The sequence below is a fragment of the Lysobacter arseniciresistens ZS79 genome, assembly GCF_000768335.1.
Lineage (GTDB): Bacteria > Pseudomonadota > Gammaproteobacteria > Xanthomonadales > Xanthomonadaceae > Novilysobacter > Novilysobacter arseniciresistens.
On sequence record NZ_AVPT01000003.1, the window covers coordinates 1 to 11,942 of the forward strand.

General features: G+C 69.6%; 10 protein-coding genes and 1 riboswitch. Of the genes, 5 read left to right on the top strand and 5 right to left on the bottom strand.

The features are described from left to right. Positions 1–370: energy transducer TonB (locus tag N799_RS02355; protein ID WP_152597785.1), on the top strand; the 370-nt coding region annotated here is incomplete at its 5' end. 38 nt (positions 371–408) lie between these two features. Here N799_RS02355 and N799_RS02360 read toward each other — a convergent pair. Continuing rightward, positions 409–1,230, bottom strand: coding sequence for a S1/P1 nuclease (locus N799_RS02360; protein ID WP_238978697.1), 822 nt, complete (start codon positions 1,228–1,230; stop codon positions 409–411). A gap of 185 nt (positions 1,231–1,415) precedes the next feature. Here N799_RS02360 and gap point away from each other — a divergent pair, with 185 nt between their 5' ends. Beyond that, positions 1,416–2,420 carry a type I glyceraldehyde-3-phosphate dehydrogenase gene (gene gap, locus N799_RS02365; RefSeq protein WP_036207353.1) on the top strand — a complete coding sequence of 335 codons (1,005 nt, stop codon included), beginning with the start codon at positions 1,416–1,418 and terminating at the stop codon, positions 2,418–2,420. Positions 2,421–2,532: 112 nt separating this feature from the next. On the opposite strand, the gene N799_RS02370 is transcribed toward gap, so the two are convergent. From N799_RS02370 to N799_RS02380, 3 genes are all read right to left on the bottom strand, one after another. Next, the gene (locus N799_RS02370) at positions 2,533–2,943 is read right to left on the bottom strand and encodes an acyl-CoA thioesterase (protein WP_036207355.1); all 411 of its coding nucleotides are present in this window, start codon (positions 2,941–2,943) and stop codon (positions 2,533–2,535) included. Next, positions 2,930–3,937: a ribonucleotide-diphosphate reductase subunit beta gene (locus tag N799_RS02375; RefSeq protein WP_036207357.1), complete on the bottom strand. Its 1,008-nt coding sequence runs from the start codon at positions 3,935–3,937 to the stop codon at positions 2,930–2,932. Before N799_RS02375 ends, N799_RS02370 begins: the two co-directional genes overlap by 14 nt. Positions 3,938–4,096: 159 nt before the next feature. Continuing rightward, complete coding sequence (locus N799_RS02380; RefSeq protein ID WP_036207709.1) at positions 4,097–6,448, bottom strand: ribonucleoside-diphosphate reductase subunit alpha; 2,352 nt, start codon at positions 6,446–6,448, stop codon at positions 4,097–4,099. Between the two features lie 428 nt (positions 6,449–6,876). After that, positions 6,877–7,090: riboswitch (cobalamin riboswitch) on the bottom strand. 433 nt (positions 7,091–7,523) lie between these two features. On the opposite strand from N799_RS02380, the gene N799_RS02385 reads away from it, so the two are divergent. Beyond that, positions 7,524–8,699, top strand: coding sequence for a phosphoglycerate kinase (locus N799_RS02385; RefSeq protein WP_036207360.1), 1,176 nt, complete (start codon positions 7,524–7,526; stop codon positions 8,697–8,699). 138 nt (positions 8,700–8,837) lie between these two features. On the opposite strand, the gene N799_RS02390 is transcribed toward N799_RS02385, so the two are convergent. Then, on the bottom strand, positions 8,838–9,428 hold the full coding sequence (locus N799_RS02390; protein ID WP_052101067.1) for a GNAT family N-acetyltransferase: 591 nt from the start codon (positions 9,426–9,428) through the stop codon (positions 8,838–8,840). Positions 9,429–9,496: 68 nt separating this feature from the next. Between N799_RS02390 and pyk the strand changes: the two genes are divergently transcribed. Further along, complete coding sequence (pyk, locus tag N799_RS02395; RefSeq protein ID WP_036207362.1) at positions 9,497–10,957, top strand: pyruvate kinase; 1,461 nt, start codon at positions 9,497–9,499, stop codon at positions 10,955–10,957. A 36-nt stretch (positions 10,958–10,993) separates the two neighbouring features. Beyond that, a complete protein-coding gene (locus tag N799_RS14600) occupies positions 10,994–11,914 on the top strand; it encodes an energy transducer TonB (protein ID WP_081974656.1) in 921 nt (306 codons plus the stop codon). The last annotated feature ends 28 nt before the right edge of the window (positions 11,915–11,942 follow it).

Genomic DNA, 11,942 nt, shown 5'->3' on the forward strand with positions numbered 1-11,942 from the left:
CCCGCCCGCACCGCTCGATGCCGGGGTGCCGGTACCGCCGGCGCCGCCCGCTCCCCCGGCCGCGCCTCCGCCGCCGCCCGGTGCGCTCCCGGCCAACCGCACCCCGCCACCGCGCTACCCGGCGGCCGCGATCGAGCAGGGCATCGAGGGCGCCGTGGTACTGGTCGTGGAGATCGACGCCGAAGGCCGTCCGCTGGATGTCGAGGTCGAGAAATCCGAGCCGGCCGGCGTGTTCGACCAGGCCGCGATCGACGCCGCGATGCAATGGCGGTTCTCGCCCGCGGTCGAGGACGGCAAAAAGGTTCCTGGCCGGGTGCGGGTGCCGATCGAGTTCCGGTCAGACGGTCAAACCGGCGAGACCGGCGCCTGACTGAACGCACCCGTGATGCAGGATTCGGCCGTGAAGGCTCAACCGCCCAGTACGCGGTTGAGCAACCCCGCCAGCTGCGAGCCGCCGCGCCGCAACTGGGCTTCGGCCACCGGAAGCCAGGCCTGCACGTAGTCGTCGTCGACCGCCGCGCCGCTGGCCACGTACACGCCCGGTCGCACCACCACCTCGCAGGAGGCCTCGGCCCAGTCGGCCGGACCGGTGCCGGCCGGCACCGCCAGCGGCAACGCGCGCAACCGGGCCAGGTAGGCCGCATCGTCGAGTTCCGCGGTGTTGAGCAGGCCGCTGTCCCACAGCCGGTGCAGGTTGCCGCCGCGACCATCGGGCATCCGCAGCTGGACATCGTTGCCGCCCTTGTCGTGGCCGTAACCGGCGTGCATCGGCTGGTGCACGTCGCCGACGAAATGGACCACGAACTTCAGCGCCTGCCGGCGTTCTTCGAGCGGCCGGGCCGGGTCGCCGAGGACCGCCGCCTGCGCGCGGATCGCCTCCACCACGCAGTCGCCACCGGCGCAGGCACTGGCGGCGTCGTAACGGCAGCCCTGGCCGGCGATGTTGACGTAATGCCAGCGCGCACTGCGGCGGCCGATGTCGGGGTCGTTGCCGCGCAGGTCGTCGGCCCAGTTGGCGATGCCGGGCAGGGTCGGATCGGACTCACCGGCAAGCAATTGCTCGACCCGCGCGCGGGCCCGCGGGTCCAGTTCGTCCCAGGCCAGCGCAGCTACCAGCCGGTGGCCCTGCGGCCCCCACGCGGACGCGAGCGCGGGCGCCAGCAGCAGGCCGGCGAGGACAGAAGCGGCGGTGAGCATGCGCAGGCGGCGTAGCGGGCGGGTGATGGCCATCTTCGGGTCCCGGCACGGGTTGGGTCCGGAAGGATAGCCGCGCCGCGCTGCGCCGGTGAGGCGGCCGTTGGCGGCAAGGGAGGGTTGCGCCAGCTCGCGTCGCGGGCCGCGGGGCGGCAGATGGGCTAGAATTACGGGGTTTCACTCCCCCCCCCCCACTACCGCCCGCTCAGGAGCTTTCCGTAATGGCGATCAAGGTTGGCATCAATGGCTTCGGCCGCATCGGACGCAACGTGTTCCGTTCGGCCGTGCAGAACTTCGGCAACGACATCGAGATCGTCGGCATCAACGACCTGCTCGAGCCGGAGTACCTGGCCTACATGCTGAAGTACGACTCCGTTCACGGCCGTTTCGACGCCGACGTGTCGGTCGAGGGCAACGACCTCATCGTCAACGGCAGGAAGATCCGCCTGACCCAGGAGCGCGACCCGGCCAACCTGAAGTGGGGCGATGTCGGCGCCGACGTGGTGATCGAGTCGACCGGCCTGTTCCTGGACAAGGCCAGCGCGCAGAAGCACATCGACGCGGGCGCGAAGAAGGTGATCCTGTCGGCACCGTCGAAGGACGACACGCCGATGTTCGTCTACGGCGTCAATGACGGGAAGTACAACGGCGAGGCGATCATCTCCAACGCTTCGTGCACCACCAACTGCCTGGCACCGGTGGCCAAGGTGCTCAACGACAAGTGGGGCATCAAGCGCGGCCTGATGACCACCGTGCACGCCGCCACCGCGACCCAGAAGACCGTCGACGGCCCGTCCAACAAGGACTGGCGCGGCGGCCGCGGCATCCTCGAGAACATCATCCCGTCCAGCACCGGCGCGGCCAAGGCGGTCGGCAAGGTGCTGCCGGACCTCAACGGCAAGCTGACCGGCATGAGCTTCCGCGTGCCCACCAGCGACGTGTCGGTGGTCGACCTGACGGTGGAGCTGGAGAAGCCGGCGACCTACGCCGAGATCTGCGCGGAGATGAAGGCGCAGTCCGAGGGCGCGCTGAAGGGCGTGCTGGGCTACACCGAGGACAAGGTGGTCGCCACCGACTTCCGTGGCGAGACCCGCACCTCGGTGTTCGACGCCGAGGCCGGCATCGCGCTGGACGACAACTTCGTCAAGCTGGTCAGCTGGTATGACAACGAATGGGGCTACTCCAACAAGTGCCTGGAGATGGCCAAGGTGGTCGCGGCGAAGTAGGCCGCTGCCGCTCCCGAACCCGAGGAAGCCCCGCCACGTGCGGGGCTTCTTCGTTCCGGCGGCAGCACGCCACCCCGGCCTGGGCGATCCCGGACGCTGCCGCGGCGCTGTCTCAGCCCGGCAGCGCGGGCACCGGCGCGGGGCGACCGGCATCGTCCAGCGCCACCATCGTAAAGCGGCCGCGCGTGGCGAGGTGCGCGTGGCCGGAGTGCAGGTCCTCGCAGTGCATTTCCACCTCGACCTCCATCGAGGTGCGCCCGGTCGAGACCACGCGCGCGACCAGCTCCACCAGCGCACCGGTGGATACCGCGGCGCGGAAGTCGATCCGTTCCGAGCGCGCGGTCACCACCGTGCAGCGCGCGTGCCGGCTGGCGGCGATGAACGCCGCCTTGTCCATCCACGCCAGCGCCTGGCCGCCGAACAGCGTGCCCAGGTGGTTGCTGTGGTCGGGAAACACGATCTCGACCGTGCGCGTCTCAGCGGCGCTGCGAAGGGGCAGGGGGGCGCTTTCAGAACGCGGCATCAAACGCCACCTCGCCCTGCACGCCGACCTGGTACGCCGACACCCGGCGCTCGAAGAAGTTGGTCACCTCCTGCACGTCCTGCAGGTCCATGAAGCCGAACGGATTGCTCGCGCCGAAATGTTTCGGCAGGCCGAGCTGGCCGAGTCGCTGGTCCGCGCAGTACTCCAGATACTGCCGCATGTCCTTCAAGGACAGCCCGGCGACGCCGCCGGACAGCACGTCCTCGGCGAAGCGCATCTCGCAGTCGACCGCCTCGTTGAGCATCAGCACCACGTCGTCCTCGAACGCGGCGTCGAACAGCCCCGGCTCCTCCTTGCGTATCGTCGAGATGACCTCGAACGCGAACGCCATGTGCCCACTCTCGTCGCGGAACACCCAGTTGGTGCCGGCCGCCAGCCCGTGCAGCAGGCCGCGCGAGCGCAGGTAGTAGACGTAGGCGAACGCGGCGAAGAAGAACAGGCCCTCGATGCACGCCGCGAAGCAGACCAGGTTGAGCAGGAACTGCCGCCGTTGCTCGCGCGTCTCGATGCGCTTGAGTTCCTGCACCGAATCGATCCAGCGGAAGCAGAACTCCGCCTTGGCGCGGATCGACGGGATGTTCTCGACCGCGGCGAACGCCTTGGCCCGCGCGACCGGATCGGGCAGGTAGGTGTCGAGCAGGGTCAGGTAGAACTGCACGTGCAGCGCCTCCTCGTACAACTGCCGCGACAGGTACATGCGCGCCTCGGGGGCGTTGATGTGCTGGTACAGGTTGAGCACGAGGTTGTTGGCGACGATCGAGTCGCCGGTGGCGAAGAACGCGACGAGGCGCTCGACTAGGTGGCGCTCGGCCCGTCCGAGCTTGTGCTTGAGGTCGTTGACGTCGAGCGAGAAGTCGACCTCCTCGACGGTCCAGGTGTTGCGGATCGCGTCGCGGTACATGTCGTAGAACTTCGGGTAGCGCATCGGCCTCAGGGTGAGGTCGAAGCCGGGGTCGAGCAGGTGGGTGTGCATGGTGGGTGTCCTTGGTCGGGTGCGATCGCGATGGCTCCATATGTAGGAGCGACGTAAGTGGCGAACGCGCAGAGAACTGGAAGGTCGGCGGGTCGCGACTTACGTCGCTCCTACAACGAAGCGACATCAGGATCCGCGCCGTTGGCTGGCGGCATATGGCTACTGGCAGGCCTCGCAGCTCTCCGGGTTCTCCAGCGAGCACGCCACCGCATCGCGTTCCGATACCGGCGCCTGCACCGCCCCCGCGCTCACCGTCGACTTGGCGATCCGCGTCGCGGGGCGCGAGCGCAGGTAGTAGGTCGTCTTCAACCCGCGCTTCCACGCGTGCATGTACATCGACGACAGCTGGCCGATGTTCGGGCTCTCGATGAACAGGTTCAGCGACTGGCTCTGGTCGATGAACGCGCCGCGCTCGGCGGCCATGTCGATCAGCGAGCGCATCGGCAGCTCCCACGCGGTGCGGTAGATCGCGCGCAGCGATTCGGGAATCGCGGCGATGCCCTGTACCGAGCCCTCGGCCAGCTTGATCGCATCGCGCAGCTCCGGCGTCCACAGGCCGAGCGTCTTCAGCTCCCCGACCAGGTAGCGGTTGACCACGATGAAGTCGCCCGACAGCGTCTCGCGCTTGAACAGGTTGGACACCTGCGGCTCGATGCATTCGTAGCAGCCGGCGATCGAGGCGATCGTCGCGGTCGGCGCGATCGCGACCAGCAATGAATTGCGCAGGCCGTGTTCGCGGATGCGCGCACGCAGCGCGTCCCAGCGCTCGCGCTCGGCCGGTTCCACGCCCCACGCGTCGAACTGAAGCTCGCCCGCGGCGGCGCGGGTGTCGGTGAACGCCGGATGCCGGCCGCGCTCCATCGCCAGTTCGCACGAGGCGTCCAGCGCGTGGAAGTAGATTTCCTCGGCGATCCGTTGCGACAGGCCACGGGCCTCCTCCGAGTCGAACGCCAGCCGCAGCTTGAAGAACACGTCCTGCAGGCCCATCGCGCCGAGCCCGACCGGCCGCCAGCGCAGGTTGCCATCGCGCGCGCTGTCGATCGGGTAGAAGTTCAGGTCGATCACTCGGTCGACCTGGCGCACCGCCTGGCGCACCGTTTCGGCGAGCTTCCCGAAATCGAAGCGTCCGGTCCGGCCGTGCAGCGGTTCGTCGAAACACTCGACGTGGTGCGACAGGTTGATCGAGCCGAGGTTGCACACCGCGGTCTCGCCGGCGGAGGTCACCTCGATGATCTCGGTGCACAGGTTGGACAGGTGCACCACGTTGCCCTCGCGCGCGGTCTGGTTGCAGGCGCGGTTGCTCTTGTCCTTGAAGTTCATCCAGCCGTTGCCGGTCTGGGCCAGCGTGCGCATCATCCGCGCGTACAGCTCGCGCGCCTTGACCGTGTGGCTGGCCAGCCCGGCGGCCTCGGCGGCGCGGTAGGCACGGTCGAACGCCTCGCCCCACAGGTCGGTCAGCTCCGGCACCTTGCGCGGGTCGAACAGCGACCACGGCGCGTCGGCCTCGACCCGGCGCATGAACTCGTCCGGGATCCAGTTGGCGAGGTTGAGGTTGTGGGTGCGCCGCGCCTCGTCGCCGGTGTTGTCGCGCAGTTCCAAAAACTCCTCGACGTCGGCATGCCACGGCTCCAGGTAGACGCAGGCCGCGCCCTTGCGCTTGCCGCCCTGGTTGACCGCGGCGACCGAGGCGTCGAGCGTCTTCAGCCACGGCACGATGCCGTTGGACAGGCCGTTGGTGCTGCGGATCAGCGAGCCGCGCGAGCGCACGCGGGTGTAGCTCAGGCCGATGCCGCCGCTGAACTTGGACAGCTTGGCCACGTCCATGTAGCGCCGGTAGATGCCTTCCAGCGAGTCCTCGGGCGAGTCGAGCAGGAAGCACGACGACAGCTGCTCGTGGGTGGTGCCGGCGTTGAACAGCGTCGGCGACGACGGAATGTAGTCCAGCCGCGCCATCGTCTGGTACAGCGCGATCGCTTCGCCGACGTCCTCGCTCAGTGCGCAGGCCACGCGCAGGAAGAACTGCTGCGGGGTCTCGATGACGGTGCGCGCGGTCGGGTGGCGCAGCAGGTAGCGGTCGTACAGCGTGCGCAGGCCGAAGTAGTCGAAGCCGCGGTCGAGGTCGTTGTCGATCGCGTCGTTGAGCTTGCGCGCGTTGGCCTGCACGAAGCCGAGCAGGCGCTCGTTGACCAGCCCCAGCTCGTGCCCGCGCTGGACCGACTGCGAGAACGCGTTGATGTCGAGCGCGGCGACCTCCTTGCCGATCACCCCGGCCAGCAGCCGCGCGGCGAGGCGGCCGTACTCGGGTTCCTCGGCGGTCAGCAGCGCGGCGGTGCGGATCGACAGTTCGTCGAGCTCGCGCGTGGTCGCGCCGTCGTACAGGCCGGAGATGGTGCGGGTGGCGACACGCATCGGGTCGACCGCGTGCAGGCCGTCGCAGCAGCGGCCGATGGCGCGGACGATCTTGTTGAGGTCGACCGGCTCGTGCGCGCCGTTGCGCTTGGTCACGCCCATGCCGAGCGCGCCGGCGGGCGGGGTGAGGTTGAAGCTGCCGTTGCGGGTGTCGGCAGGCTCCGGCGTTTCCGCCCGGGCGTGTGCGGGCACGGCTTCGGGTTCGATGGCGTCGATGGCCGGGGTGGCGTCGGCGGCGTGGCTGGTCATGGGTGACTCCGGTGCATGGCGCACGGGCCGCCGCTCCTCCCTCGCGGGGCGACGCACGGGGAACGCGACGCACCGGCCGCGCCGCCGGTCGGCGACGAGGCACGCTGCGGCCACGCCCCCGCGGGCGTGGAGTCGGATCGTCGGGAACCGGGGTGCCACGCAACCGGCATCGGCCGGTCCGGCGACAGCGGCCGAAGGCCTGCCATCGCCTGCCGGGCGGAGACCCGGGCGCGACACCGACCGTCTTCCCCCGAAGACTCCGTGGCCGGTCACCGCGCGGTGTGCTTCGCGCGGCTGTCGGCAGGTCTTCGGGCTCTGGACGCGGACAGTCTGCTGTCCTCCTACCGGCCGTCGCTTCCCGGGGCGTACCCAGTGCCAAGACGGCTTTCGTTTCCACTACCGCTGCGGGGCAGCGCCGGCATTGGACTGAGGTGTCCGCACCGGCTTCCCTTTTCAGCCGACCGCGAGGCCGGCACCGACGTGACACAACATATCGCGCTTGTTGGATATGTCAACGCTAGATATTGTGGTGGGCGTGTCTAAAGGCAAAAGCGGCTGGTGGGTTGCGGAAGGCGCCTGCCGGGTAGCCTGGACAGTCGCTCCCCGATACTCGCTTGGTGTCCAAGCCACCCGGCAGGCGCTCGCCGAGCTGCGCCGGAGCCTGGGGGAGAGCAACGGCAAAAGCGAGAGCGCCACGGGCGGACGATCTTCTTCGCTTTTGATCTCCTCCCGGTTCGCCGGACCGTGGGGAGCGGGGGCGCGGTGCCGTCGCAACCAAGCGAGTATCGGGGAGCGACTTGCGGCGGCACCGCGCCCCCGCCCATCGAACGCCGCTTTTTGGACGTTTGCCCAACCCATCCCCCCATCCGACAATACCGGGCTGACCGCACGCCACCTCCACGCGTGCCCCCACACCACGGAAGCGCCCATGACCATCCTCCGCATGACCGACCTCGACCTCACCGGCAAGCGCGTGCTGATCCGCGAGGACCTGAACGTGCCGATCGACGCGGACGGCCGGATCACCTCCGAACAGCGCATCACCGCGGCCCTGCCGACGCTGAAGCTGGCGCTGGAGAAGGGCGCGGCGGTGATGGTGATGTCGCACCGCGGCCGCCCGACCGAGGGCGAGTGGCGCTCCGAGGACTCGCTCGCGCCGGTCGCCGCGCGGCTGTCGGAACTGCTCGGCATCGAGGTGCCGCTGGTGCGTGACTGGGTCGGCGGCGTGCCGGTCGAGCCGGGCCAGCTGGTGCTGCTCGAGAACTGCCGCATGAACGTCGGCGAGAAGAAGGACGACGAGGCGTTGTCGAAGGCCTACGCGGCGCTGTGCGACGTGTTCGTCATGGACGCCTTCGGCACCGCGCACCGGGCGCAGGCGTCCACCCACGGCGTGATCCGCCACGCCAAGGTCGCCGCCGGCGGCCCGCTGCTGATGGCGGAGCTCGACGCGCTCGGCAAGGCGCTCGACAACCCGGCGCGGCCGCTGTTGGCGATCGTCGCCGGTTCCAAGGTCAGCACCAAGCTTGAACTGCTGTCGTCGCTGGTGTCGAAGGTGGACCAGCTGATCGTCGGCGGCGGCATCGCCAACACCTTCATCGCGGCGATGGGGCACGGGGTCGGCAAGTCGCTGGTCGAGACCGACCTGGTCGACACGGCGAAGAAGATCATGGCCGACGCGAAGGCCCGCGGCGCCGACATCCCGGTGCCGACCGACGTGGTGGTGGCGCCGGCGTTCGCCGCCGACGCGCCGGCGACGGTCAAGCCGGTCGACGCGGTCGGTGCCGACGACATGATCCTCGACATCGGCCCGGACACCGCCGCGCGCTATGCCGCGATGATCGGGCGGGCCGGCACGGTGGTGTGGAACGGCCCGGTCGGTGTGTTCGAGTTCGACGCCTTCGGCAAGGGCACCGAGGCGCTGGCCCGCGCGATCGCGGCGTCGAACGCGTTCTCGATTGCCGGTGGCGGCGACACCCTGGCCGCGGTCGACAAGTACGGTATCGAGGACGGCGTGTCGTACATCTCCACCGGCGGCGGCGCGTTCCTTGAGTTCCTGGAAGGCAAGGAGCTTCCGGCGGTCGCGGCGCTGGCCGCGCGCGGCTGAGCGGGTTCCGCGTCGGCTTTGGTTCCGGTGTAGGAGCGACGTGAGTCGCGACCCGCCGAACGCCGGAGGCGATGTACAGGTCGCGACTCACGTCGCTCCTACGGACGCGGACCGATCTCGTATACGCGGGCGGAGGGCTTACCGCGCCCGCACCCGCCAGTCGGCCGCCAGCAGGCCATACATGGCGGAGTCACTGACTTCCCCGGCCACGCACCAGCGCTCGCGCAGCAGGCCCTCGCGGACGAAGCCCATCCGCTCCACCAGCCGACATGAGCCCGCGTTGCGCGGGTCGATGTCGGCCTCGATCCGGCGCAGCCCGAGCACGTCGAACGCGTGCCGCAGCACCGGCGCCATCGCCTCTTGCGCGAGGCCACGGCCCCAGTGGCTGGACGACAACGCGTAACCGGTCTCCGCGCGCCCCTGCTCGCGGTTGATCGCGAACAGCACGATGCTGCCGAGCAGGCGGTCGTCGCCCTGGTCGGCGATCGCCCAGCACAGCACCCGGTTCGCACCGCGCTGGCCGATCACCTGCGACAGCCGGTCCTGCGCCTGCTCGACGGATGTCCACGCCGGCCAGCTCCAGTAGCGCATCACCGCCGGGTCGGCATGCAGTTGGAAGTACGCATTGAGGTCGTCCTGGCGGTGCCCGCGCAGGCGCAGGCGCGCGGTCTCGATGACCGGCAGGTCGTCGACCGGGGGAGCGGACGTGGCGGCGTCGGAATCCTGCATTCGTATGCAACCCGGGGGGCGTGCGGGCTGTGCTAGCTTCGCGGCAACCTCAAGAGTCTGCCACGCCCATGACCGCGCGCCGCACCCGCATCCTCGCCACCCTCGGCCCCGCAACCGACGCGCCGGGCGTGCTCGACGCACTGCTGGCGGCCGGGGTCGACGTGGTCCGGCTCAACTTCTCGCACGGCGATCCGGCCTCGCAGATCGCACGGGCCGAGGCGGTGCGCGCGTCGGCGCGCCGGGTCGGGCGGGAGGTCGGCATCCTCGCCGACCTGCCGGGCCCGAAGATCCGGATCGAGCGCTTCGCCGGCGGCAAGGTGCAACTCAAGTCGGGCGAGCGCTTCGACCTGGTCGCGAGTGACAACGCGCCGCAGGGTTCGACCAGCGAGGTCGGCGTCAGCTACCTCGGCCTGCCCGGTGATGTCGCGCCCGGCGACGTGCTGTTGCTCGACGACGGCATGATGCAGCTGCAGGTCGAGTCGGTCGAAGGCGAGCGCATCGTCACCCGCGTCCTCAACGACGGCGAGCTGTCCGACCGCAAGGGGCTCAACAAGCTCGGCGGCGGGTTGTCGCTGGGCGCGCTGACCGAGCGCGACCGCGAACTGATCGGGGTCGCCGCGCAACTGGGGGCCGACTTCATCGCGGTGTCGTTCTGCCGCACCGCCGCCGACATGGACGAGGCGCGCCGGATCGCCCGCGAGGCCGGCAGCGATGCCGCCCTGGTATCCAAGATCGAGCGCGCCGAGGCGATCGAGAACCTCGCCGAGATCGTCGAGGCCAGCGACGTGGTGATGGTCGCCCGCGGCGACCTGGGCGTGGAGATCGGCGACGCCGAGCTGCCCGGCCTGCAGAAGAAGATCATCCGCGAGGCGCTGGCCCGCAACCGCGTGGTCATCACCGCCACCCAGATGCTGCAGTCGATGGTCGACAGCCCGATGCCGACCCGCGCCGAGGTGCTCGACGTCGCCAATGCGGTGATCGACGGCACCGACGCGGTGATGCTGTCGGCCGAGACCGCGGCCGGCCGCTACCCGGTCAAGGCGGTCGAGGCGATGTCGCGGATCTGCCTTGGCGCCGAGCGCCAGTTCGACCACGACACCGATTTCGAGGCCGCCCCACGCAACCTGCAGCGCGCCGACCAGGCCATCGCGATGGCGGCGATGTTCCTGTCCGAGCACATCGGCGTGCGTGCGATCGTGGCGATGACCGAGTCCGGCGGCACCGCGCGGTTCCTGTCGCGCTTCCGCTCGCCGGCGCCGGTGTTTGGCCTGTCGCGCCACGCCGGTGCGCGCCGCAAGATGGCGCTGATGCGCAGCGTCACCCCGGTGGACTTCGACAGCCGCGGCCTCGCCACCCGCGACGCCGTCCGCAACGCGATCCGGCAGTTGTTCGACGCCGGCCAGCTGGCCGAGGGCGAGCGCGTGATCGTCACCAGCGGCGACCACATGGAGCAGCACGGCGCCACCAACGTCCTGCGCCTGCTGCAGGTCGGCGCCGGCGGCATGGCCGAGGGGTTGGGCGAGCTGTAAAGTCCGCTCGGGGACAATCGTGCGCAGGGCACAGGGATGGATACTCGACCAGTTGCAGTAGCCGCCGCGCTGTTGCTGCTTCTTGCGAACGCTTGCGGAATTGCCCGGGCCGACGGGCCGGATGTCGCCTGGGAGCTGGAAAGCCCGATATTGCCGCCGCTCCCGGCCGGCATCGACGCCAACGGTATCGGCTGCGTCGCACTTGCCATGGCTGTGCTGGAAGACGGGCGGACCGCGCACCCGATGGTGCTGCAGGGCGCTTTCAACGGCAGGGTGGACGAGACGGCGCGCAAACGCTTCTCCGAGGCGGCCGTGGAAGCCGCCAAGGGGTGGCGGCATCGCCACGTCGGGCCTGGGCGGCGGACCACGGATTTTGTCACCCATGTCGTGGGTTTCGGTGCTGGCGTGGAGGATCGAGTGGTGCTTGGGATCGACGCACAGGCCGCACCGCTGCGCGACGCATGCCGGGTGGACGACCTCCACGCGTGGACGCAGCGTAATGCGATCCCGGTGGAAAAAGCTGTCGCGCTCCATGACGGCAAGGTGGCGTTGCACGACGACGATGCGGTGCCTTTATGGTTAGGGGTGACGCGAGAACCTCCCCGATACCCTGCGGCCGCGCTGTCGGCCGGGTACAGCGCGTGCGTGGTGGTTGGCTTCGTTGTTGGCAGTGATGGCCATCCGGGGCTATTCAAGGTGATCCGGTCCCGCCTGTCCGGACCGGGTTCGCGCTCAATGCGGGAGGCATTCGAAAATGCCAGCCTCGTCGCAGCCACCGAATGGACACACGTACCCAGCCCCGTCAACTTGCAGCGGCTACCGGAGTTCCAGCAGGTGCCCGTGGATTTCGCGATCGGAGGCGGCTCGGCGCCCCCATGTGAGTCGTTGTCTACGGAAGAACTGGAGCGACGGATGCCAGGTGACTCTGGGGAACCAGAAGCGGCTTCAAGGCTATAATCCCGGGTTTCCCACCGCTCCCGCAGGA

What these genes read in the sequence shown, in the direction of transcription:
- N799_RS02360 (WP_238978697.1), bottom strand. Translation starts at nt 1,230, where the DNA reads ATGGCCATCACCCGCCCGCTACGCCGCCTGCGCATGCTCACCGCCGCT.
- gap (WP_036207353.1), top strand. Translation starts at nt 1,416, where the DNA reads ATGGCGATCAAGGTTGGCATCAATGGCTTCGGCCGCATCGGACGCAAC.
- N799_RS02370 (WP_036207355.1), bottom strand. Translation starts at nt 2,943, where the DNA reads ATGCCGCGTTCTGAAAGCGCCCCCCTGCCCCTTCGCAGCGCCGCTGAG.
- N799_RS02375 (WP_036207357.1), bottom strand. Translation starts at nt 3,937, where the DNA reads ATGCACACCCACCTGCTCGACCCCGGCTTCGACCTCACCCTGAGGCCG.
- N799_RS02380 (WP_036207709.1), bottom strand. Translation starts at nt 6,448, where the DNA reads ATGGGCGTGACCAAGCGCAACGGCGCGCACGAGCCGGTCGACCTCAAC.
- N799_RS02385 (WP_036207360.1), top strand. Translation starts at nt 7,524, where the DNA reads ATGACCATCCTCCGCATGACCGACCTCGACCTCACCGGCAAGCGCGTG.
- N799_RS02390 (WP_052101067.1), bottom strand. Translation starts at nt 9,428, where the DNA reads ATGCAGGATTCCGACGCCGCCACGTCCGCTCCCCCGGTCGACGACCTG.
- pyk (WP_036207362.1), top strand. Translation starts at nt 9,497, where the DNA reads ATGACCGCGCGCCGCACCCGCATCCTCGCCACCCTCGGCCCCGCAACC.
- N799_RS14600 (WP_081974656.1), top strand. Translation starts at nt 10,994, where the DNA reads ATGGATACTCGACCAGTTGCAGTAGCCGCCGCGCTGTTGCTGCTTCTT.